At 73.3% G+C, this 22474-nt stretch carries 18 protein-coding genes; 6 read left to right on the forward strand and 12 right to left on the reverse strand.

Translation table 11 applies throughout. From position 1 onward, the window contains the following. Positions 1 to 14 precede the first annotated feature (14 nt). Complete coding sequence (locus tag ACYVGT_RS21010; RefSeq protein ID WP_460861146.1) at positions 15 to 638, reverse strand: mycothiol-dependent nitroreductase Rv2466c family protein; 624 nt, start codon at positions 636 to 638, stop codon at positions 15 to 17. A gap of 339 nt (positions 639 to 977) precedes the next feature. Here ACYVGT_RS21010 and pepN point away from each other — a divergent pair, with 339 nt between their 5' ends. Then, positions 978 to 3530, forward strand: coding sequence for an aminopeptidase N (gene pepN, locus ACYVGT_RS21015; RefSeq protein WP_460861150.1), 2553 nt, complete (start codon positions 978 to 980; stop codon positions 3528 to 3530). 153 nt (positions 3531 to 3683) lie between these two features. Here the strand turns inward: pepN and malQ are convergent, their stop codons facing one another. Continuing rightward, positions 3684 to 5732 carry a 4-alpha-glucanotransferase gene (gene malQ, locus ACYVGT_RS21020; protein WP_460861152.1) on the reverse strand — a complete coding sequence of 683 codons (2049 nt, stop codon included), beginning with the start codon at positions 5730 to 5732 and terminating at the stop codon, positions 3684 to 3686. 1422 nt (positions 5733 to 7154) lie between these two features. On the opposite strand from malQ, the gene ACYVGT_RS21025 reads away from it, so the two are divergent. From ACYVGT_RS21025 to ilvD, 3 genes are all read left to right on the forward strand, one after another. After that, positions 7155 to 8408 carry an MFS transporter gene (locus ACYVGT_RS21025; protein ID WP_460861155.1) on the forward strand — a complete coding sequence of 418 codons (1254 nt, stop codon included), beginning with the start codon at positions 7155 to 7157 and terminating at the stop codon, positions 8406 to 8408. Between the two features lie 492 nt (positions 8409 to 8900). Beyond that, the gene (locus tag ACYVGT_RS21030; RefSeq protein ID WP_460861158.1) at positions 8901 to 9692 is read left to right on the forward strand and encodes a nuclease-related domain-containing protein; all 792 of its coding nucleotides are present in this window, start codon (positions 8901 to 8903) and stop codon (positions 9690 to 9692) included. Positions 9693 to 9990: 298 nt separating this feature from the next. Further along, positions 9991 to 11874, forward strand: a complete 1884-nt coding sequence (gene ilvD, locus ACYVGT_RS21035; protein WP_460861161.1) for a dihydroxy-acid dehydratase — start codon at positions 9991 to 9993, stop codon at positions 11872 to 11874. 1305 nt (positions 11875 to 13179) lie between these two features. Here ilvD and ACYVGT_RS21040 read toward each other — a convergent pair. Together ACYVGT_RS21040 and ACYVGT_RS21045 are read right to left on the reverse strand one after the other, a co-directional pair. Next, on the reverse strand, positions 13180 to 13386 hold the full coding sequence (locus ACYVGT_RS21040) for an FmdB family zinc ribbon protein (protein ID WP_460861162.1): 207 nt from the start codon (positions 13384 to 13386) through the stop codon (positions 13180 to 13182). 827 nt (positions 13387 to 14213) lie between these two features. Next, positions 14214 to 14714, reverse strand: a complete 501-nt coding sequence (locus tag ACYVGT_RS21045; RefSeq protein WP_460861164.1) for an HNH endonuclease — start codon at positions 14712 to 14714, stop codon at positions 14214 to 14216. A gap of 298 nt (positions 14715 to 15012) precedes the next feature. On the opposite strand from ACYVGT_RS21045, the gene ACYVGT_RS21050 reads away from it, so the two are divergent. Both ACYVGT_RS21050 and ACYVGT_RS21055 read left to right on the forward strand, forming a co-directional pair. Further along, entirely contained in the window at positions 15013 to 17133 is a 2121-nt protein-coding gene (locus ACYVGT_RS21050) for a prolyl oligopeptidase family serine peptidase (RefSeq protein WP_460861167.1), read from the forward strand. Positions 17134 to 17245: 112 nt separating this feature from the next. Beyond that, on the forward strand, positions 17246 to 17734 hold the full coding sequence (locus tag ACYVGT_RS21055; protein WP_460861193.1) for an acyl-CoA thioesterase: 489 nt from the start codon (positions 17246 to 17248) through the stop codon (positions 17732 to 17734). 568 nt (positions 17735 to 18302) lie between these two features. Here the strand turns inward: ACYVGT_RS21055 and ACYVGT_RS21060 are convergent. From ACYVGT_RS21060 to ACYVGT_RS21095, 8 genes are all read right to left on the reverse strand, one after another. Further along, entirely contained in the window at positions 18303 to 19658 is a 1356-nt protein-coding gene (locus ACYVGT_RS21060) for an MFS transporter (protein ID WP_460861170.1), read from the reverse strand. A 135-nt stretch (positions 19659 to 19793) separates the two neighbouring features. Beyond that, complete coding sequence (locus ACYVGT_RS21065) at positions 19794 to 19979, reverse strand: DUF397 domain-containing protein (RefSeq protein ID WP_460861172.1); 186 nt, start codon at positions 19977 to 19979, stop codon at positions 19794 to 19796. Between the two features lie 80 nt (positions 19980 to 20059). Continuing rightward, entirely contained in the window at positions 20060 to 20242 is a 183-nt protein-coding gene (locus ACYVGT_RS21070) for a DUF397 domain-containing protein (RefSeq protein WP_460861175.1), read from the reverse strand. Between the two features lie 87 nt (positions 20243 to 20329). Further along, the gene (locus ACYVGT_RS21075) at positions 20330 to 20521 is read right to left on the reverse strand and encodes a DUF397 domain-containing protein (protein ID WP_460861177.1); all 192 of its coding nucleotides are present in this window, start codon (positions 20519 to 20521) and stop codon (positions 20330 to 20332) included. 80 nt (positions 20522 to 20601) lie between these two features. Next, positions 20602 to 20850, reverse strand: coding sequence for a DUF397 domain-containing protein (locus ACYVGT_RS21080; RefSeq protein WP_460861178.1), 249 nt, complete (start codon positions 20848 to 20850; stop codon positions 20602 to 20604). 86 nt (positions 20851 to 20936) lie between these two features. Continuing rightward, a complete protein-coding gene (locus ACYVGT_RS21085) occupies positions 20937 to 21122 on the reverse strand; it encodes a DUF397 domain-containing protein (protein WP_460861180.1) in 186 nt (61 codons plus the stop codon). A gap of 80 nt (positions 21123 to 21202) precedes the next feature. Continuing rightward, positions 21203 to 21376 carry a DUF397 domain-containing protein gene (locus ACYVGT_RS21090; RefSeq protein WP_460861182.1) on the reverse strand — a complete coding sequence of 58 codons (174 nt, stop codon included), beginning with the start codon at positions 21374 to 21376 and terminating at the stop codon, positions 21203 to 21205. Next, a complete protein-coding gene (locus ACYVGT_RS21095) occupies positions 21373 to 22200 on the reverse strand; it encodes a helix-turn-helix domain-containing protein (RefSeq protein ID WP_460861184.1) in 828 nt (275 codons plus the stop codon). The genes ACYVGT_RS21090 and ACYVGT_RS21095 overlap by 4 nt, the downstream gene beginning before the upstream one ends. Positions 22201 to 22474 lie beyond the last annotated feature (274 nt).

Below are 22474 nucleotides of genomic sequence, written 5' to 3' on the forward strand. Positions count from 1 at the left end.
AGCTGCGGCAGCGGTCAGTCGAAGATCGGGTCGCGGGTGCGGCTCCGCTTCAGCTCGAAGAAGCCGTCGGTGGAGGCGACCAGTACGACGCCGTCCCACAGCTTCCCCGCGTCCTCGCCCTTCGGCGCCGGCGTGACGACCGGCCCGAAGAAGGAGACGCCCTCAACGGAGATCACCGGGGTGCCGACCTCCTGGCCGACGCGGTCGATGCCGTCCTGGTGGGAGCGGCGCAGCTCGGTGTCGTACTCCCCGCTCTGCGCGGCCTCGGCCAGGTCCTCGGGCAGGCCGGCGTCGGCGAGGGCGCCGCGCAGCATGGCCGGGTCGTCGGTCTTCTCGCCGCGGAGGTGGACGCGCTCGCCGATCGCGGTGTAGAGCCCGCCCAGGACCCCGTTGCCGAAGCGCTGCTCGGCGGCGATCGCCACCCGCACCGGCCCCCATGCGCGGTCCATCAGCTCGCGGTACTCCGCGGGCAGGTCGCGCCCTTCGTTGAGCACCGCCAGGCTCATCACGTGCCAGCGGACCTCGACCGGCCGCACCTTCTGGACCTCGAGCATCCAGCGCGACGTCATCCACGCCCACGGGCAGAGCGGGTCGAACCAGAAGTCCGCGGTCTTGGAGGGGGATGCGGTGGCGTTCACGTGCTGCTCCTCGGTCTCGTCTCGTCCGGCGTGCGGCCCCAGCCGCCGCCCCGGTCCCGCTGGAGAACCACAACCGCGGCCTGGGCCACGGCATTCCCCCGATCGCGGCGGCACCGGCGCCCGGTGCTCCGCTCCGCGCCCCGGCCCCGGCATCAGGCCGCCACCGGGGCGGATACGCGGCCGGAGCGACCACGCGCATCGGCGTCGGGGCGGCGTATCCGCCGAGAAGGTGGCAGGATCGGGCCGGGAAACCAGACGAAGCAGGGCCGCGGCGCGTGCGGCGCACCGGGGCCATCGGACGGCGGCCGTCGACGGCGACGGCCACGGAGGGAGCACTACGTGGCGGGCAATCTGACACGCGATGAGGCACGGGAGCGGGCGCGGCTCCTCCACGTCGCCTCCTACGACGTCGAGCTCGACCTGACCACCGGGGACACCAACTTCCGCTCCGCCACCGCGGTCCGCTTCAGCTGCACGGAGCCGGGCGCCTCGACCTTCATCGAGCTCGTCGCGGAGTCGGTGTCGGAGGTGGTGCTCAACGGCACGCGGCTGGACCCCGCCGAGGTCGTCTCCGGCGACCGGATCACGCTGCCGGACCTGCAGGCCGAGAACGAGCTGCGGGTGGTGGCCGAGGCGCTCTACACCCGCACCGGCGAGGGGCTGCACCGCTTCGTCGACCCGGTCGACGGCAGCGTCTACCTGTACTCGCAGTTCGAGACCGCCGACGCGCACCGCATGTACGCCTGCTTCGACCAGCCCGACCTGAAGGCGCGCTTCGCGCTGGCGGTCGACGCACCCGCCGACTGGGAGGTCGTCAGCAACAGCGCGCCCAGCGGCGAGCGCGAGCAGCTCGCGGGCGGCGGCGCCGACGCGGAGAAGGTCCGCTGGCGCTTCCCGGCGACCGAGCCGATCTCGACCTACATCACCGCGCTCATCGCCGGTCCGTACCACGTGGAGCGGGACGAGCACGACGGCATCCCGCTGGGCGTCTACTGCCGCGCCTCGCTCGCCGAATACCTGGACGCCGGCGCGATCTTCGAGGTCACCAAGCAGGGCTTCGACTTCTTCCACGGCCTGTTCGGGCTGCGGTACCCGTTCGGCAAGTACGACCAGCTGTTCGTGCCGGAGTTCAACGCCGGCGCGATGGAGAACGCCGGCGCCGTCACCTTCCTGGAGGACTACGTCTTCCGCTCCCGGGTGACCGACGCCCGCTACGAGCGGCGCGCCGAGACGATCCTGCACGAGATGGCGCACATGTGGTTCGGCGACCTGGTCACCATGCGGTGGTGGGACGACCTGTGGCTGAACGAGTCGTTCGCGACCTACGCCAGTACCTACTGCCAGTCCAAGGCCACCCGGTGGACGGACGCCTGGACCACGTTCGCCAACGTGGAGAAGGCGTGGGCGCTGCGCCAGGACCAGCTGCCCTCCACCCACCCGATCGCCGCCGACATCCCGGACATGCAGGCGGTCGAGGTCAACTTCGACGGCATCACCTACGCCAAGGGCGCCTCCGTCCTCAAGCAGCTGGTGGCCTATGTCGGCACCGAGGCGTTCTTCGCCGGCGTGCGCGCCTACTTCGCGGAGAACGCCTGGGGCAACACCGAACTCCGCGACCTGCTGCGGCACCTGGAGACGGCGTCCGGGCGGGACCTCTCCGGCTGGTCCCGCGAGTGGCTGGAGACCGCGGGCGTCAACACGATGCGCCCGGAGTTCACCGAGGACGCCGACGGCGCTTTCGCCTCGTTCGCCGTCCTGCAGGAGGCGCCGGCCGACTACCCGACGCTGCGCTCGCACCGCCTGGCGATCGGCCTCTACGACCGCACGCCGGAGGGCATCGTCCGCCGCGAGCGCGTCGAGCTCGACGTCAGCGGCCCGCGCACCGAGGTGCCGGCGCTGGTCGGGCAGCGCCGGCCCGACCTGGTGCTGGTCAACGACGACGACCTGACCTTCACCAAGATCCGGCTCGATGAGCGGTCGCTGCGCACCGTCATCGAGGGCGTCGGCGAGATCACCGAGTCGCTGCCCCGCGCGCTGTGCTTCTCCGCGGCCTGGGACATGACCCGCGACGCCGAGATGGCGGCCCGCGACTACGTGCAGCTGGTGATCAGCGGCATCGGCGGCGTCAGCGACGTGTCGGTCGCCCAGATGCTGCTCCGCCAGGCCGTGTCGGCGCTGGTCAACTACGCGGCGCCGAGCTGGCGGGAGACCGGGTTCGACCGGCTCGCCGGCCGGCTGCGCGAGCTGCTGACCGCCGCCGAGCCCGGCAGCGACCTGCAGCTCGTCTACGCCAACGGGTTCGCCGACGCCGCGGTCGGCGACGAGCACCTGTCGCTGATGCGCGGCCTCTACGACGGCGCGATCACCGTGGACGGCCTGACCGTCGATGCCGACCTGCGGTGGACGCTGCTGCGCCGGCTGGTCGCCGCGGGCCGCGCCGAGGAGAAGGAGATCGCGGCCGAGCTCGACGCCGACCCGACCGCGGCCGGCGAGCGCAACGCCGCGGGTGCGCGGGCGGCGGTGCCCACCGCCGAGGCCAAGGCGCGCGCCTGGGATCGGGTGCTCGGCTCCGACCTGGCCAACACCGAGTTCCGCGCAACGCTGGGCGGGTTCAGCGAGCCGGGCCACCGCGAGCTGGTCCGGCCGTTCGTGCCGGACTACTTCGAGCGGCTGGCCGGCCTGTGGCAGACCTGGTCGGGCGAGTTCGCGCAGACCTTCGCCGCGATGGCCTACCCGGGCCAGCTGGTGGAGGAGGAGACGCTGCGCGCCACCGACGCCTACCTGGAGTCGGCAGCGCCGGCGCCGGCGCTGCGCCGGCTCCTCATCGAAGGACGGGCCGGCGTCGAGCGCGCTCTCCGCGCCCAGCGCCGCGACGCGGAGGAGGACGCCTGACCGGCGTCGGCTGCACGGCGCAGTGACGCCGGCCGGTGCCGCTGCCCCGCGGCGCACCGGCGGCGCACCCGCTGGCGGGCCCCGTCCCGCCGGACCGGCATGCACCGGATCCGGCGGGGCGGGGCCCTGCTGCTGCCGGTGCGCCGCGGCGGGTCAGGTGGGCGCGGCCGTGAGCGGCTGCAGTGCGCGCCGGACCACGCCGGACAGGTGCGGGTCGGCCATCAGCTCGTCGAGCAGCACCGGCTCGCCCTCTCCGCTGGTGAGCGGGATGCGCCAGTTCGGGTAGGCGTCGGCGGTGCCGGGCTGGTTCTGCATCCGCCGCTCCCCCACCACGTCGGTCAGTGCGACGCCGACCAGCCGCGCGGGCGTGCGCACCAGGTAGGCGTGCAGGGCGGCGACGACGGAGTGCGGGTCGGAGACCGGGTCGACGGCGGGGTCGAGCAGGCCGAGACCGATCAGCCGCTCCCGCCACGCTCCGACCAGTGCCTCGGCTTCGGCGAGCTCATCGGTGACCGGCCGGTCCAGCAGACCGAGCCGGTGCCGCAGGTCGACGTGCTCGGCGGTGAGGTAGGAGGCGACCGGCGGCAGGTCGTGGGTGGCGACGGTGGCGAGGCAGTCGCTCCGCCACTCCTGCGGCTCCTTGGGTGTGCCGTCGGCGCGGCGCTCGAACCAGAGCACCGAGGTGCCCAGAACGCCGCGCTCGTCGAGGTGCTCGCGGACTTCGGGCTCCACCGTGCCGAGGTCTTCGCCGATCACCAGCGATCCGGTCTCCTGCGCGCACAGCAGCAGCGAGCCCACCATGCCCTCGGGGTCGTAGCGGACGTAGGCGCCGTCGGCGGGCGAGCCGCCCTCGGGGATCCACCAGAGGCGGAACAGCCCCATCACGTGGTCGATGCGCACGCCGCCGGAGTGGCGCATGCTCTGCCGGAGGATCTGCTGGAGCGGCTCGTAGCCGCGCTCGGCGAGGCGGCGGGGATGCCATGGCGGCTGCGTCCAGTCCTGGCCCTGCTGGTTGAACTCGTCCGGCGGCGCGCCGACGCTCACCCCGTCCACCAGGGCGTCGCCGAACATCCAGGAGTCGGCGCCGCCGGCCCGGACACCGACCGCGAGGTCGTGCACGATGCCGATGGGCATGCCCGCGGCGCGCGCGCCGGCCTGTGCGGCGGCGAGCTGGTCGTCGAGGATCCACTGCATCCAGCGGTGGAAGTCGATCCGGTCCCACTCGCGCAGGGCCAGGGCGCCGACCTCGTGGCCGTAGACGTCGCGCAGCAGCGACGGCCAGCGCCGATGGTCCGGGCCGTGCTCTTCGGCCAGCGCCGACCAGGTGGCGTATTCGATCAGGGTGGCGCCCTCCCGCTCCAGGTAGGCGTGGTAGGCGGCCTCTCGCGAGGGCGAGCGCGCCACCCGGTACAGCGCTTCGAGGGCGGCGCGCTTGGCGGTCCACACGGCGTCCCGGTCGAGCAGGTCGGCGGTGCGGCCGCGTTCGCGCAGCGGTCGGGCGAGGCGCTGCACGGCTTCGCGCTGGGCGGGTTCGAGCCGGCTGTACTCCGGCACGTCTTCGACGCGGATGTAGAGCGGGCTGGCGTAGCGGCGTCCCACCGGCAGGTAGGGCGAGGGCTCCAGCGGCGGCAGGGGCTCGGTGGCGTGGACGGGGTTGACCAGGGTGAACGCGGCGCCGAGGTCGCGGGCGCTCCAGTCGGCGAGCTCGGCGAGGTCGCGCAGGTCGCCCATGCCCCAGGACGCCCGGGAACGGACCGAGTAGAGCTGGGTGGTGATGCCCCACAGCCGGCCCGCGGCGCTGGCCGGCGGCGGATCGAGCCGCTCGGGGACGACGAGGAGCGGCGCCGAGGCGACGGTGCGGCCGTGTTCGGCGCGGAGCGTGTGCACGCCGAGGGGGAGGGCGGGGCCGGGTTCGGCGTCGGTACCGTCGGCGAGCTCGACGCGCAGCCGCGCCCCCTCCGGAAGGCCGGGCCGCGGCGAGCGCCCCTGCCGGGTGACGACGGCCGGCGGGAGGACCGCGCGGGCGCGCCGCTCGCGGGCCGCCCCGAGGGCCGCACCGGGATCGGCGGCGTCGACCCCCAGCGCGCCCAGGATCGACCGGAGGGTGTCGGCGCCGACCCGCTTCCGGTGTCCGCGCCAGTCCGCATAGGTCGCCGACACACCGTGCTCTTCGGCCAGGAGGGCCAGGTCCTCATCGCTCACAGCATCCGATGATGCCCCATACCGCCCGTGTCGGCGTGGGAACGCCATGCGCCCTTCCCCCGCCGACCCCGCCGAACCGGCCGCGGCCGTGGTGTCCGCCCTGCGTCGACCAACGGCCCACGCCCCGCTTCCGGCCGCTGGCCCAGCGGCCTCCGCTCCCCCGCCACGAGCCCCCGGAGGCAGGCACAACCGCCGGACCGCTGCCGCGCACTACGCGGAACGCCTTCCGGCACCCCGTCAGGCGCGGCCGCCGGCATGTCCGCCTCACACCTCGGCCGCCGCCCCGGTGCGCTCGACACGCGCGTCCGCCCCGACGCAGTCCGCCGCCGGACCCGCCGCCGCTCCACGGCGCCGTCCGCCCGGTCCACCGGATGCGAAAGCGCCCCGGCCACGACCGCTTTCGTCGCCGGCCCCCGAGCACCACCGGCGCGGCGGGCGGCGGACCGTTCTCCGCCCGCCCCGGTACCGACCGACCGCCCACGCGCCGCTTCCGGCCGCTGGCCCAGCGGCCCCCGCTCCCCCGCCGAGAACCACCGGCGTCAGGCACACCCACCGCACTGCTGCCGCGCACTCCGCGGAACGCCTTCCGGCACCCCGCCAGGCGCGGCCACCGGAGTGCCCGCCTTGCGCCTCGGCCATCGCCCCGCCTCGCCGACCGGCCCCGGGCGGCCGCACCCCGGTACGCGGCCACCGAGCACGCAGGGGGTCCGGCGACCGGAGCAGAGCCGACCCAGGCCGGTCCACCGCTCCAGCGCGCTCCAACCAGAGTCGTCGGTGCTCGCAGGCTGGGCTCACGGCATCGAGACAAGGGCGGCTTCGCCTACAGCCTTATCGGCTCTCTCCCGCCACTGCAGAACCGGCGAGCGACCGGGATCTCCGCTGGTCGCGGCGCGGGCCGGGATACGACCGGAGGCTCCCGCAGCTCTGCGGCCGGCCGACCAGTGTTCGGTGCGTCGGACAAGCGCCACACGCGCGTCCGCCCCGGTACAGTCCGCCGCAGGGACCCCGTCGCTGCGGCGTTGCCCGCCCCCTGGCCGGTTGTCCTCAGCCCTGCCGCGGGCCCTTCGCGAAGCGCCCCGGCGCGTACCCGGGCATGGCGCAACAGCTCGCCCGCCCCGGCGGCCGCACCCCGGCACTCGGCCACCGAGCACGCAGACATGTGCCGGCGGAGGCAGCGTCAGCCCAGACCGGTCCACTGCCGGGGGCGCGTTCCGCACGTGTGCCCGCCCCGGTGCGGTATTCGGGTGACCCGGACCACCCGGGCGATGCACCCTGCACGCCCCGGGCGGCCGCGCCCCGCGAGCGTCCGCCGCAGACACCCGCCGCCGGAGGCAGAACGGAGTGGATCGGAGCCGCCGCGGAGGGGTCCGCCGAACGGAAAACCCGGCGAGACATCGGACGATCCTGTGGTTGACTGGGCCGGTGCTCAGCTCCTACCGCCGCCTGTTCAGCGTGCCCTCGCTCGGTTCGCTCATGTTCTGGTCGCTGGCGGCGCGGCTGCACATCGCGGGGATGCCGATCGCGGTCACGTTCCTGGTCGCCGACTGGACGGGCTCCTACGCGTTCGCGGGGCTGGTCGCCGGCGCACTGACGGTCGGAACCGCACTCGGCGGGCCGGTGCGCGGGCGGATGGCCGACCGGCGCCCCGCCGACCGGCTGCTCACCGTCTCCGCCGCGGTCTACGGGACCGGCCTGGCGGCCATGGCGGTCCTTCCGGCCGACCTGTGGTGGGCGGCGGTGCCGCTGGCCGTGGCCACCGGCCTGTTCCAGCCGCCGGCCACCCAGATCGGGCGCTCGCTCTGGCCGCGCATCACCAAGGGCGAGGTGCGGCAGACCCTCTTCGCGGCCGAGGCCACCCTGCAGGAGCTGCTCTTCATCGTGGGCCCGCTGCTCGCCGCCCTGGTCGTCGGCTTCGGCGGCGGCCGGATCGGGATCGCCGTCCTGGGCGGCATCGCCTGCGTCGGCGCGGCCGGCTTCGCCGCGGCACTGCGCCGGGCGGGCCACACCGCCCCGCCCGGCGACAGGGGCGCCGCTCCGGCGAAGAGCCGCTCCCTGTTGGCCGACCGGCAGATCCTGATCGTCATCGGCGTGATCATGCTGCTGGTGGCGGGCCTGGGCTCGATCGACCTGAACATGGTGGCCTGGGCACGCGAGCTCGGCGCGCCCTCCTATGCGGGCGGCCTGATGGCGGTCTACGCCTTCGGGTCGCTGGTGGGCGGCCTGATCGCCGGCACACTGGCCGGGCGCCCGCGGATCGCCCGGCGCGCCTTCGGGGCGGCCGCGGGGCCGCTGCTGCTGATCCCGCTGCTCCCGCCGGTCCTGCACCTGCCGACGCCGTGGCTGGTGGCCCCCGTGCTGTTCGCCGCCGGGCTGGCGATCGCGCCGACGGTGGCGGCCGTCACCGAGCGGGTCGGCGCGCTTGCGCCGGAGCACCGCCGCGGCGAGGCGTACGGCTGGATGACGACGGCGACCACCGGCGGCATCGCGCTGGCCTCGCCGCTCACCGGCTGGCTGGTCGACCAGGGCGGCATCGCGCTGGGGGTGGCGGGCGCGGCCTGCCTCGCGGTTGCCGCGGCGCTGCTCAGCCTGGCGCTGCGGGCCCCCGCCGAGGAGTCCCCCGCCGCCCAGCAGGGCGGCCCCGAGGGGCCCGTCGAACCGCACAGCGCCGCAAGCTAGGGCCCGGCACCCTCCCCGCGGACCCGGCGGCCGGACCCGGACGGACCGGTACCCGGACTCCGGCACGCTCCATTACCGCCCTCCCCAGAGCCGCTCGCATCCGGGTGGCGCGCGCGTGTCGCAATCCCGTCCGATTTTCCCCTGTTTATTCGGTTCCGAAATCTGCATTACCCAATGACCGAAAACGGGGCGCGCGGGGGCCCTGCGCCCCGAGGGGCGGGACCGGCGACCCACCGCGCGGCACTTGGGCGGCCATCAGACCCCCCGAACCGCCCGGTTGGCGCCGTATGCCCTGCTTTGCGCGCCGACGCCGCTGGCACCGCGGTATCGGATCGCCCTATCCGGCGGCAACCTCTCTAGAGATGCCGGCGAACCGGTTATCTTTCCCTGTCGGGCACTCCGGACACGTGAGAGATCCACGAGGTTGGGGCAAGAAAAGTGTGAGTTTCTACAGACTGGGACTCGCATATGGATCGAACTAGTCTCTCCAATGTGGAATCGGCAACGAGCGAGAAGAACGGCGCACGGGACACCGAGACGAGCCCGGTGTCGCCCTTCTTCGTCCAAGACGGCAAGCGCGGCTCGCGCGACAGCCCGGGCCCGGCACTCGGCGATCTCGTCACCCCGGAGGTCCTCCGCCAGTGGGGCGTGCGCGGCGCGGCCGCCATCGCCGCCGGCCTGGTCTTCGGGCTGACCAGTGACGACCCCAGGATCGGCGCCACCGCAGCCGCCGCTGTCCTGATCGGCCTGATCGTGCACCAGTCGCGGCGCCGCTCCGAGGTGCCCCGCTGGCGCAAGCCCAACATGGCCCAGCGGCGCACCGAGGCGCAGCTGCGCGTCATGAAGCGCATGGGCTACCGCGTCCTGCACGCCCGCGCCACCCCCGGCGGCAACGGCCAGATCGACCACTTCATCGTCGGCCGGCGGGGCGCGTTCGCCATCGACTCCGAGGCGTGGGACAAGCGCCTCCCCCTCCGCAACAAGCTGGAGAGCCTCTACCACGGCCGGTTCTCCAAGAACGAGCGCATCGACGAAGCCCTCGAGGAGGCCCGCACCGCGGCCGAGCTGATCAGCACCGAGCTCGGCAAGGACGTCCGGGTGCGCGCCTCGCTGGCGATCTACGGCCCCGGCATGCCCTGGGACAGCCACAACCTCCGCGGTGTCGACATCATCCGCGGCACCAAGGTCCGCAAGTGGCTGCGCACCGGCAAGAGCCGGCTGAACGAGCAGGAGATCGAGGACATCCACCGCGCTGCCGAGAAGGTGCTGCGCCCCACCGAGTGACCGGCGGCCCCCTTCCGCTCCGCCGCCGGTGTGCGGCACCCGCCGCACCGCAAGTCGACGGCCCGCCCCCTGCACCCCGGGCGGGCCGTTCTGCGTGGCCCGGGGGGGCCGGCGGACCCGAGGGCGCCCTCCCGCCGACCCGGGCAGCGCCGCCGCACGGGACCGCATCCCCGGCGCACCGGGGCACCCGGCCCTGCATCTCACGATGCGGAACGGCGATCTTCTTTTTCGAGACACAAGCAGGTCGCGGGCAGCGCTACCATCGGGATGAAAACCCGTATCCGTTGGGAGCATCCCCATGCCGCAGCTGCGCTCACGCACCGTCACCCACGGCCGCAACATGGTCGGCGCCCGCGCCCTCATGCGCGCCTCCGGCGTAGAGCGCGAGGACTTCGGCAAGCCCATCGTGGCCGTGGCCAACAGCTTCACCCAGTTCGTTCCGGGCCACGTGCACCTGCGCGAGGTGGCCGACGTCGTCGCGGACGGGGTGCGCGAGGCGGGCGGCGTCCCGCGCGAGTTCAACACCATCGCGGTCGACGACGGCATCGCCATGGGCCACGGCGGCATGCTCTACTCGCTGCCGAGCCGCGAGCACATCGCCGACGCCGTCGAGTACATGGTGAACGCGCACTGCGCCGATGCGCTGGTGTGTGTCTCCAACTGCGACAAGATCACGCCGGGCATGCTGCTGGCCGCGATGCGGCTGAACATCCCCACGGTCTTCGTCTCCGGCGGCCCGATGGAGGCCGGCAAGGTCACGGTGGTCGAGGGCACCGCCACCAAGGAGCGCAAGCTCGACCTGATCAACCCGATGATCGCCGCCGCCGATGAGAGCGTCTCCGACGAGGAGCTCAGCGTCCTGGAGGAGGCGGCCTGCCCCACCTGCGGCTCCTGCTCGGGCATGTTCACCGCGAACTCGATGAACTGCCTGACCGAGGCGCTGGGCCTGGCGCTGCCCGGCAACGGCACGGTGCTCGCCACCCACGTCGCCCGCAAGCAGCTCTACAGCGACGCCGGCCGCCTGGTGGTGGAGGTCGCCAAGCGCTACTACGAGGGCGACGACTCCTCGGTGCTGCCGCTGTCGATCGCGACGCCGGAGGCGTTCGGCAACGCCATGGCGCTGGACATCGCGATGGGCGGCTCCACCAACACGATCCTGCACCTGCTGGCGGCCGCCACCGAGGCCGGCGTCGACTTCGGCCTGCCCGAGATCGACGCGCTCTCCCGCCGGGTGCCGTGCCTGTGCAAGGTCGCACCGAACACGGAGAAGTACCACGTCGAGGACGTCCACCGGGCGGGCGGCATCCCGGCGATCCTCGGCGAGCTGGCCCGCGGCGGGCTGATCGACACGTCGCTGCCGACCGTGCACGGCAAGACCGTCGGCGAGTTCATCGCCGAGTGGGACATCGCCGCCGGCACCGCGACCGCGGAGGCGGTCGAGCTGTTCCACGCCGCCCCCGGCGGCAAGCGCACCACCAAGGCCTACTCGCAGAACGTGCGGTGGGACTCGCTGGACACCGACCGCGCCGAGGGCTGCATCCGCTCCGTGGAGCACGCCTACAGCGCCGACGGCGGGCTGGCGATGCTGTTCGGCAACCTGGCCGAGGACGGCGCCGTGGTGAAGACCGCCGGCGTCGAGGAGGAGCTGCTGACCTTCAGCGGCCCGGCCAAGGTGTTCGAAAGCCAGGAGGAGGCGGTCGACGGCATCCTCAACAAGCGGATCGAGCCCGGCGACGTCGTGGTGATCCGCTACGAGGGCCCCAAGGGCGGCCCCGGGATGCAGGAGATGCTGTACCCGACCAGCTTCCTGAAGGGCCGCGGCCTGGGCAAGGCGTGCGCGCTGGTGACGGACGGCCGGTTCTCCGGCGGCACGTCGGGGCTGTCCATCGGGCACGCCTCGCCCGAGGCGGCGGCCGGCGGCGACATCGCCCTGGTCGAGGACGGCGACACCGTCACCATCGACATCCCCAACCGCGGCCTCACCCTGGAGGTCAGCGCCGAGGAGCTGGGGGCGCGCCGCGAGCGGCTGCTGAAGGAGCTGGGCGGCTTCCAGCCGCGCAACCGCGAGCGCCCGGTCACCGCGGCGCTGCGCGCCTATGCGGCCATGGCCACCTCGGCCTCGACCGGTGCCGCCCGCGACGTCGCCCAGATCGAGCAGCGCGCGGCGGACCGCACCTCCTGACCGCGCCCGGCAGTACCGGACGGCCGGACCCCGCCTTCCCGGCGGGATCCGGCCGTTCGCGTGCCGCGGCCGCCGCGGTCGAGCGCCTCCGCGTCGCGGCGGGGCGAGCCCGCCGCCGAGCGGGGCAAGGCCCAATCCGGGCTGGAGCAGCAGGCCGGAGCATCGCACGAGGGCCGCAGCGCTTCGGCCGGCGCCGGCCCGCTCCTCCGGTTCCGCTCGCACCCGGCACGCATCCGGCCGTCCCCCGCTGACGGCCCGCTGCCGGATCCGGGCTCCGGGACGCACACGGTGCTGACCGGGCCTGCCCTGCCGACACGGTGCGGCTGCGGCGCCCGGCACCCGCCCCGCCCCCGTGTGCCGCCCTTCCAAGACTGTCGGCGCGAACCTCCCTCGCCGGGCCGGCAGGCCGCCTCGGTCCGCGCATCGGCCCGGGTCCGCATTCGGCTCAGGCCCGGCGGAGCGGAGCGCAGCGGTTCGCCGAACCGCTGGGTAGAGCCGGCACGGAAGCCGCGGCGAGCCACGGCCCCACGCCGGCCGGGGATTCGCCCGTGCAGCGCAGGAAGTCAGGAAGTGGGGCCGCGGAGGGCCGCGATTCGGCAGGCGGGCCGCACCGCTCTCACCGGCGCGCACGGCCGCGACCGGAGAACGGGCTCTCGCCCCGTCGGCCCGGCACCACCGGATTCCGGCGGCGCACACGGGCGGAAACCCGGACCTGCGGTGCTGCACTCCGGTGCAGCGCACGGCGGCTGCGCTGCCTGCACCGGCCCCCGCTCCGACACGGTGCCGGCCTGCGCAGTCGGCACGGCGGCCGAGCCGGCCCCCGGGGATGTCATGGCGTTCACCGCGAGCGGCGTCGCCAGGCACACCCTCCGCACGGCTGACAGGGGAACCAGGGCAGGCTTCTGCTCGATCGGGAGCACGCCGCGAGGGGCGCGCCGGGGCGAGAAGCAGCAGGGCAGGTGTTCGCCGAACCCGCCCGAGGGCGTGTTGGGTGGGTGGCGTTCACCGCGAGCGGTGTCCTGGTGCACCCATCGCAAGGCCGACGAAGGAGTCAGGGCGAGTTTTCCCTGTCGACTAAGGAGAACCCCGCGAGGGGCGTGCCAGGGCGCAGCGCAGCAGGACAGGTGTTCGCCCAACACGTCCGGAACGTGTTGGGCGGGTGGCGTTCACCGCGAGCGGCGTCCTGGTGCACCCATCGCCAGGCCGACGAAGGAGTCAGGGCGGGTTTTCCTGTCGACTAAGGAGAACCCCGCGAGGGGCGTGCCAGGGCGCAGCGCAGCAGGACAGGTGCCCACCCAACACGCCCTAGCCGCAGCAGCCGCCCCCGCAGCAGCCTCCGCCGCCCTGGGGCGCGGGGGCCGCGGCCCTGCCGGCGACGGCGACACTGGACAGGAGCTTCACGGAGTCGCCGTGCCCGGACGGGCAGGAGGCCGGGTCGGACGACTCTGCCATGGGGCGGGAGAGTTCGAACGAGTCGCCGCAGGTGCGGCAGGCGTATTCGTAACGAGGCATGGACCCAGGATAGGGAGCCCGCCCCGCCGGCGGAGGCCCGGCACGGAGGTTGTGGACGACCAGCTCGGGGCAGCGGCCCCGGCCGGCCCGCGCCGCGCAGACATCGCCGCGCACCCGGCAGCGGCCACCTCCCCGAATCCCGCCGGCGGAGCCATCGCCGCTCTGCGAGCACCTCACGCGGTGCCGCGCCGCCGGCACCCCGTCCAGCGCCCCCGGACCCGCCGCAAGGACAGCTGCTCACCACCGCACCGGCGCGGACGTTGCGGTCGACCCGCACACGGCAGCGGAGCGGCAAGCGCCGACGCGCCATACAGACACCGTCGCTCCCGGCGCCGGCTCCGGCCACCACCCGGCCGGACCGCGGACGGCGTCACCGCGGCTCACAGAGCACGTCGGGCCGCGCTGGACTCGCCCGACCGACAGCCCCCTCACCGCCCCGCTCACTCGCGCAGGGGCCGTGGTACACGGGACAGCCGACCCCCGCCAGCCACACGCCGAGCCGGCAGCCCGGCGCGTCCGGCACGCCCATCCCCGCAGGCCGCGGCTGGCGTCGCGGCTCCCCGGCCACCGCAGCACCGGACGTGCGGCCAGCAGACCGCCCCTCCCCCCGGCGCCGCCGCGGGCGGCTGCCGCCGGGCACCGGAGCACCACGACGCCGGTGCAGACAGCAGAACGGGCGCCCCCGGGCCGGTTCGGTCCGGGAACGCCCTTCGCTGAGCCGGCGCCGCCGATGGCGGAGCCTGTCGCGGCACCGCAGGGGTGCCGCGGGCAGTCAACGCGACCGTGCCACCGACGGCCGCACCGGGGCGGCACCGCCCCGAGACCGCCTAGGCCGCCTGCTTCGCCATGTACGGCGCCCACTGGGGGTCGCCGTGCTGATCACCGTTGATCAGCCGCCAGTGCAGTCCGCGCGGCACGCTCGGCGTGACGTTGAGCGTCCAGCCCAGTTCGTCGAGCAGCCGGTCGGCCTTGCGGTGGTTGCAGGGCTTGCAGGAGGCGACGACGTTCTCCCACACGTGCGCGCCGCCGCGGCTGCGCGGGATGACGTGGTCGATGGTCTCGGCACGCTTACCGCAGTACGCGCAGTGGTTGCTGTCCCGCCGCATCAGCGCGATCCGGGTGAGCGGCACGCGCCGCCGGTAGGGCACCCGGATGTAGCGCCGCAGCCGGATCACCGACGGCACCGAGAGCACGGATGTCGCCGAATGGAGGACGGCACCCGCCTCGTCACCGTGGACGACCTCGGCCTTATCGCGCAGCACGAGCAGCACGGCTCGGCGAAGGGGCAGGGTAGTGAGGGGTTCGTAGCTGGCGTTGAGGAGGAGCACGTGGCGGCGTAGCTCCCCTGTCGCGGGCGCGCTCATCGTCCCGCCCCGACCGTGCGTGTCTCTACCCCAGCCAGCCAGTCGGCCAGCCAGGAGACCTCCTTGTGGGCCGGTCGGGGGACCGGCGCTGTCGACTCGTTCACACGGACCTCCCGTAGGTGGTTCCCGCAGTGTTGCGTCCCGCATTCAGTGTGCTGGGTCCGGACGGTACCGCGCCACCCCAATTATCCTGCGGTGCTGCCTTCCGATCATCGCGCACGGATCCGCCCGGGCCGGGAAAGCGCGCCGATAGGCTGCCGCCATGGCCGATCTCCGCTACCCCAATGCCGCCCGCTCGGGCCCCGTCGAGATGCTGCACGGGCAGCCCGTCGCCGACCCCTACCGCTGGTTGGAGGACGCCGATTCGGCGGCCGCAAAGGACTGGTCCGCGGCACAGGACGAGCTCTACCGGCGGTGGGCGCAGGAGCGCGAGCCGCGCGACGGCGCCACCGGCTACTTCACCGCCGCACTGGAGCGGCTGCTCGGTGCGGGCTACACGGCCGCGCCGGTCTGGCGCGGCGAGCGCTCCTTCTGGATGCGCCGCGCGCCGGGGCAGGAGCACGGCGTGCTGCTCACCGCGGCGCCGGGCGAGCCGGAGCGCGTGCTGATCGACCCCGGGGCGCTGGACCCGGACGGCACCACCACCCTCGACGGCTGGTTCCCCGATCAGGAAGGCCGGCTCCTCGCCTATCTGCTCTCCGAGGGCGGCGACGAGGAGTCGCGGCTGCGCGTGATGGACATCGCCACCGGGGAGACCGTCGACGGGCCGATCGACCGGACCCGCCACCACGCACCGGCGTGGCTGCCCGGCGGGGACGCCTTCTACTACGTCCGCCGGCTGCCGCCGGAGGAGGTGCCGGCCGGCGAGGCCCAGTACCACCGCCGCGTCTACCTGCACCGGGTGGGCCGCCCGACTGAGGAGGACGTGCTCGTCTTCGGCGCGGGCCGGGACATGACGGAGTTCTACGCGCTGGACACCGACGACTCCGGCCGGTACCTGCTGCTGACGGCGGCCCTCGGCACCTCCGCGGCCAACGACGCCTGGGTGGCCGACCTGTCGGCGACCGGGCCCGAGGCGCCGCGCTTCACCCCGATCCAGGTCGGCGCCGACGCCGAGGTCGACCCGCGGATCGGGCGGGACGGCCGCCTGTACCTGTTCACCGACCGCGACTCCCCGCGCGGCCGGGTGTGCGTCTGCGACCCGGCCGAGCCGGATTATGCGCAGTGGCGGACGCTGGTCGGCCCGGACCCGCAGGCGGTGCTGGACGGCTATGTGATCGCCGACGGTGCCGGCGCCGAGCAGGCGCAGCTGGTCGCGCTCTGGTCGCGGCACGCGGTGAGCGAGGTGACACGGCACGACCTGGAGACCGGCGCTCTGCTGGGCCGGGTCGAGCTGCCGGGCCTGGGCAGCGTCACCGCGGCGACGGTGCGCGACGACGGCGGCCACGAGGTCTGGCTCTCCTACACCGACCACACCACTCCCCCGGCGGTGTACCGGCTCGACGTGAACACCGGCGCGCTGGAGCCGTGGGCGCAGGCTCCGGGCGCGGCGGAGCTGGACCTGCCGGGCGTGCGGGTCGAGCAGGCCGCGTTCGCGTCCGCGGACGGCACCACGGTGCGGATGCTCGTGCTGACGCCGTGCAGTGCGCGCGGCCCGCTGCCCACGGTCCTGTACGGCTACGGCGGCTTCCGGCTGCCGCTGACGCCCGGCTACAGCGCGAACGCGCTCGCCTGGGTGCAGGCCGGCGGGGCCTACGCCATCGCCGGGCTGCGCGGCGGCCTGGAGGAGGGCGAGGAGTGGCACCGGGACGGCATGCTCGACCGCAAGCAGAACGTCTTCGACGACTTCGCGGCGGCCGCCGAGCACCTGGTGGCGCGCGGCACCGCCGATCCGGAGCGGCTGGCCGTGATGGGCGGCAGCAACGGCGGCCTGCTGGTCGGAGCGGCCATCACGCAGCGCCCGGAGCTGTTCGCCGCAGCGGTCTGCTCGGCGCCGCTGCTGGACATGGTGCGCTATGAGCGGTTCGGCCTGGGCCGGCTGTGGAACGTCGAGTTCGGCTCGGCCGACGACCCGGAGCAGCTCGGCTGGCTGCTGGGCTACTCGCCCTATCACCGGGTGGCGGAGGGGGTGCACTACCCCTCGGTGCTGTTCACCGTGTTCGACAACGACACCCGGGTGGATCCGCTGCACGCCCGCAAGATGTGCGCGGCGCTGCAGTACGCGACGGCGTCGCCGCCCTCGCAGCGCCCGGTGCTGCTGCGCCGCGAGTCGGAGGTGGGGCATTCGGCGCGGTCGGTGAGCCGGAGTATCCAGCTCGGCGCCGAGCAGCTCGCCTACCTTGCGCGCGGAACCGGCCTCGCGGTCCCGTCGGGCACGGCGTAGTCCCGCAGGGCGGGGCTGCCCCGCCCCGCCGGCCCGGCGGCTGGGAGGATTGATGGCGGCCCCGCCCATAACGGGCGGGGCCGTTCGACGTCGTCAGCGAGGAGCGGCAGTGGTGGAGACGGTGGCCGAGGGCGCGGCGGAGTCCGGTGCGGCGCTCGGCGGCGGGCAGGTGCACGTCCACGAGGCGCAGATCCGGTTCGCCGATCTGGACCCGCTGAACCACGTCAACAACGTCCGGATGCTCACCTACCTGGAGGACGCCCGGGTGGGCTTCCTGAAGTGGGCCTCCGACGAGGAGGGCGGCCCGCTGTTCGGGTCGCTGGTGGTGGCGCGGCACGAGGTCGACTACGTGCGGCCGCTGCTGCTGCGCCGCGCGCCGGTGACCGTGCGGATGGACGTGGCCGAGGTCCGCACGGCCAGCTTCCGGCTCCGGTATGTGCTGGCCGACGAGGAGCACGTGTACCTGCGCGGCACGTCGGTGATGGTCGGGTTCGACCTGGAGCGGCAGGGCGTCCGCCGCCTGGACGGCGGCGAGCGCTCCCACCTGTACCGCTACCTCCCGGTCGGCGCCGGCGTCGACGGCGAGGTCGCCGGCGCCTAGGGCGTGACCGGCCGCTGAGGCGGGACGGAGCAGAGCGGGGCGGCGGTTCCCCGACCGGCAGCGGAGAAGGAGCGGGCGCGGCGCGACGGTGGGCACGGCGCAGCCGGCTCCGGCCGCTCGGCCGCACCGGCCTCACCGCCCACACGGCCCTTCGGCAGCACGCCCGTGCCGGCGCTGCGGCCGCGCCTCCCGGGCGCTCCAGCGGGGTCGGCACGCCGTCCCTACGTCCGGCGCGGCCGGGGCGAAGCGCCCGCTCGTGACCGCGGAGACCGCCTGCTCGTCCTGCGCCGGCGCGCGGTAGCGCGCCCGGCACGGGGACACGCCTGCCGGGCGGCGTTCCGGCGGAGCCGTCGTTCTGCGGGTCGATGCCGAGCACTGGACGGGCCCCACCCGGGCGGGCAGCGCACCGGCCTCGCCGCCGGGGGGGGGCGGCGGCAGCTGCATCGATGGCACGGGAGGAACCCGCCGTCCGTCCGCGAGCTCAGCGGCTCCGGCTGCAGACCAGGCGGTCCGCAGCCGGAGCCCGGCGGTCCGCGGCGGCACGGCTCCGCGGCGCCGCCGACCGGAGTCAGCCCGGTTCGGAGGACGCTGCGCCGTGCAGGGTCCGGCCGCGCGTCTCCTGCGACGCGGCGACCGCGACCAGCGTCAGGACGCAGGTTCCGGCAACGTAGACGGAGATCGGCAGGGACGAGCCGAAGGACGCGAGCAGGGCCGTCGCGATGAGCGGCGCGAGGCCGCCGGCGACGATCGAGGCGAGCTGGTAGCCGATGGAGGCGCCGGAGTAGCGGGTGCGGGTGCCGAAGAGCTCGGAGAAGAACGCGGCCTGCGGCCCGTACATGGCGGCGTGCAGGACGAGTCCGACACCGGCGGCGGTGAGCACCAGGGGGAACGTGGCGCCGTCGAGGAGCGGGAAGAAGGCGAAGACCCACACGCCGACGCCGATGGCGCCGAACGCGGTGACGGGGCGCCGGCCGACCTTGTCCGAGAGCAGTCCCCAGAGCGGGACGGCGATGAGCTGGGCGACGGCGGCGATGATGAGGGCGTTGAGGACGGTGCTGTTGTCGAGGCCGACCTCGTCGGTGGCGTAGACGAGGATGAACGCCGTGATCACGTAGTAGGAGGTGTTCTCGGCGAGCCGGACGCCCATCGCGACGAGGAGCTCGCGCCAGTGCTCGGTGACGACGGCGATGAGCGGCGGGCGCTCGGGGGCGCCCTGCTGGGCGGCGCGGGCGTCGGCGGCGCGCTTGGCGTCGAGGAAGACGGGCGACTCTTCGACGGCGAGGCGGACGTAGAGGCCGACGAGGACGAGGAGCCCGGAGAGCAGGAACGGGATGCGCCAGCCCCAGGTGGTGAAGGCGTCGGGGTCCTGGACGGCGGCGAGGACGGCCAGCACGGCGGTGGCCAGCAGGTTGCCGCAGGGGACGCCGGCCTGGGGCCAGGAGGCCCAGAAGCCGCGGTAGCGGTCGCCGCCGTGTTCGGAGACGAGGAGGACGGCGCCGCCCCATTCGCCGCCGAGGGCGAATCCCTGGACGACGCGGAGGAGGACGAGGAGGAGCGGGGCGCCGAGGCCGATGGCCGCGTAGCCGGGCAGGAGGCCGATGAGGAAGGTGGCGCCGCCCATCATCAGCAGGCTGATGACGAGGAGCTTCTTGCGTCCGATGCGGTCGCCGTAGTGGCCGAAGACGAGTCCGCCGACGGGGCGGGCGATGAAGCCGACGGCGTAGGTGGCGAAGGAGAGCAGGACGCCGGTCAGCGGCTCGGAGTCGGGGAAGAAGACGCTGCCGAAGACGAGGGCGGCGGCGGAGCCGTAGAGGAAGAAGTCGTACCACTCGATGGTGGTGCCGATGAGGCTGGACGCGACGACGCGCGCGAAGGGGCCGCGGGCGGGTCTGCCGGAGGTGTCGGTCTCGGGGGTGGGGGCCATGGGGGGTCACCCTTTCCGGGCATGCACTTGTAACGGGGGTGCAGTGCAGCCATGCGCGGGTTCAGGGCGCAACGACGGTGAGGGTGTACCCATGCGGACAGCCCGGCGACCGTGCCGCCGGGCCGCTCCTGAGGGTTAGAGCTGGTGGCAGCGAACCGCGTCGAGGAACGCCGACCACTCCGAAGACGACAGCACGAAGTGGCCGGCGCCTGGATTCTGCGAATCACGCACCGCGGCACTGCCGCCGGGCACGTCGGCGACCTCAACGCAGTTCTGCGGGTTGCTGTGGCTCGACTTGCGGAACTTCAGGCTCTCGGACATGGGACTCCTCGGTTGGGGGTTGGCGAGGGTGTACCCATTCAGACGGCCCGGCGACCGTGCCGCCGGGCCGTTGCTGTCACCTAAAGCCGGCCGTGCTTGAGGGCTTCGAGGAAAGCGTGCCACTCGCCGGAAGTGAACTCGACGTGGCCCAGGTGACGGTGCTGCGTGTCGCGCACCAAAGTGCGCACGCCTTCGTTGACCTCGACGCACTCGCCGCCGTTGACCGAGTAGCTGGACTTGCGGAAGGTCGGATTCTCGGACACCAGGGCTCCTCACGCCAGGGGGGGCAGCAGCGAGGGTGTACCCAAGTAGACGGCCCGGCGACCGCATCGCCGGGCCGCTGCTGAGGGTTAGAGCTGGTGGCAGCGAACCGCGTCGAGGAACGCCGACCACTCCGAAGAAGGCAGGATGAAGTGCCCGGCGCTAGGGTTCTGCGAATCACGCACCGCGGCACTGCCGCCGGGCACGTCGGCGACCTCAACGCAGTTCTGCCCGCCACCGCCGCTGTAAGAGGAGGTGCGGAACTTCAGGCTCTCGGGCATGCGACTCCTCGGTTGGGGGTTAGCGAGGGTGTACCCATGCAGACGGCCCGGCGACCGTGCCGCCGGGCCGTTGCTGTGGCTTAGAGCTGGTCGTGCTTGAGGGCTTCGAGGAAGGCGTGCCACTCGCCGGAGGTGAACTCGACGTGGCCCAGGTGGCGGTGCTGCGTGTCGCGCACCGCCGAGCCTCCGGCGAAGTCGGCGACCTCGACGCAGTTGTTGTTGTTCGGCTGGCTATAGCTGGACTTGCGGAAGTCGAGGGCTACCTCCACACACCCCTCGGTGCGAGCGCCGGAGTAGGAGGACTTGCGGAAGGTCGGATTCTCCGGCACCAAGGGCTCCTCGCGTCAGGGGGCAGCAGCAAGGGTGTACCCATGCAGACGGCCCGGCGACCGTGCCGCCGGGCCGTCTCTGTGGCTTAGAGCTGGTGGCAGCGGACCGCGTCGAGGAACGCCGACCACTCCGAAGAAGGCAGGATGAAGTGGCCGGCGCCTGGGTTCTGAGAATCGCGCACCGCGGCACTGCCGCCGGGCACGTCGGCGACCTCGACGCAGTTCTGCGGGTTGCTGTGGCTCGACTTGCGGAACTTCAGGCTCTCGGACATGGGACTCCTCGGTTGGGGGTTAGCGAGGGTGTACCCAAGCAGACGGCCCGGCGACCGTGCCGCCGGGCCGCTGCTGAGGCCTAAAGCCGGCCGTGCTTGAGGGCTTCGAGGAAAGCGTGCCACTCGCCGGAGGTGAACTCGACGTGGCCCAGGTGGCGGTGCTTCGTGTCCCGAACCAGCGTGAGCACACCCTCTCGGACCTCAACGCACTCGCCGCCGTTGGCCGAGTAGCTGGACGTGTGCCAGTTGCTCATACCTTCTCTTCTTCCTGTTGCAGCTCGCGGAGGAGCTTGACGCTGTCCCGGGGAGACAGGGCATCCGCGGTGAGGGCGCCGAACCTGCGGCGGGCGTGGGTGACGGCCTGCGTATGGGTGACCACGTCACCGCCGACCATGGTCTCTACGTAGACCGCCCACTCCAGCGCCTCGATTTCCAGGATCGTATAAGAGCCTTGCATCGAGGCGTGCGCTCCGACCTCACGTGGGAGGACCTGCAGCGTTATATAGGGGTTCTCCGACAACTCTATGAGCTTCTGCCACTGCTTGCGCATCACTTGAAGCCCCCCGACCAGCTGCGAGACGCCCGCCTCGCTCACGACGAAGTGGGCCTCAAGCGGACGGTCCCGCCAGAAGGCGTCTTGGCGGGTCATTTGAGAGGCTGCGAAGCGTTCGACCTCGTCAGAGGACTTTGGCGGAATTGCTACCGCCAGCACTTCGCGCGCGTACTCCTCCGTCTGCAGCAGGGCAGGCACCACAAGAGCCTGCCATTGCTGCAACGAGGAAGCCCGCGTCTGTTCGATGTGTACGTAGCGCCGAAGCAGTTTGTGGTGCTCGGCTTCATTCGTGGGCAGCAGGCTCGCCAGTAGCCCGTCTGCCCCGAGAGCCCCTTCCAGCAGAAGGGCGAACTCGCGGCTCGGGATGTGGCCGCCCGACTCGTACCTACCGATGGTCTGGCGGCCGACGTGGACGCGATCGGCGAGTTCTGTCTGGTTGAGGTGGGACTTTATGCGCGCTTCGCGAAGTGTGCGAGCTATCGACACCGCCGCAGCTATTTCCTCCGGGGTCTCCGCTTTTGCCATTGTTCTATGGTGTCACATGTGTTCGATGACTGTTAGATGATGTCGTAAATTTGTCGGCCCGTGCTCGCACCCTGTCGAAATAACAGCAGGTCAATAGCGATTTCCTTGCCCTTAGAGGGACGCTTCCTACACGGAAGTTCAAGACAACAAGGGAGCTGTTCTCTATGTCTGCTGATGCCCCCAGGCCCGGACCCCGCTGGTTCGGGGCCCGTAAGCGCGGCTATGTCCCGCCGTCTTACTGGGTGCCCGACTACCCCGACTTCTGCCGGCTCTC

The organism is Nocardiopsis coralliicola (genome assembly GCF_054779695.1).

Bases quoted from the DNA above. Each gene is read 5' to 3' on its own strand.
- ACYVGT_RS21060 (WP_460861170.1), bottom strand. From the start codon at position 19,658: ATGGCCCCCACCCCCGAGACCGACACCTCCGGCAGACCCGCCCGCGGC.
- ACYVGT_RS21040 (WP_460861162.1), bottom strand. From the start codon at position 13,386: ATGCCTCGTTACGAATACGCCTGCCGCACCTGCGGCGACTCGTTCGAA.
- ACYVGT_RS21095 (WP_460861184.1), bottom strand. From the start codon at position 22,200: ATGGCAAAAGCGGAGACCCCGGAGGAAATAGCTGCGGCGGTGTCGATA.
- ACYVGT_RS21075 (WP_460861177.1), bottom strand. From the start codon at position 20,521: ATGCCCGAGAGCCTGAAGTTCCGCACCTCCTCTTACAGCGGCGGTGGC.
- ACYVGT_RS21085 (WP_460861180.1), bottom strand. From the start codon at position 21,122: ATGTCCGAGAGCCTGAAGTTCCGCAAGTCGAGCCACAGCAACCCGCAG.
- ilvD (WP_460861161.1), top strand. From the start codon at position 9,991: ATGCCGCAGCTGCGCTCACGCACCGTCACCCACGGCCGCAACATGGTC.
- ACYVGT_RS21090 (WP_460861182.1), bottom strand. From the start codon at position 21,376: ATGAGCAACTGGCACACGTCCAGCTACTCGGCCAACGGCGGCGAGTGC.
- ACYVGT_RS21050 (WP_460861167.1), top strand. From the start codon at position 15,013: ATGGCCGATCTCCGCTACCCCAATGCCGCCCGCTCGGGCCCCGTCGAG.
- ACYVGT_RS21065 (WP_460861172.1), bottom strand. From the start codon at position 19,979: ATGTCCGAGAGCCTGAAGTTCCGCAAGTCGAGCCACAGCAACCCGCAG.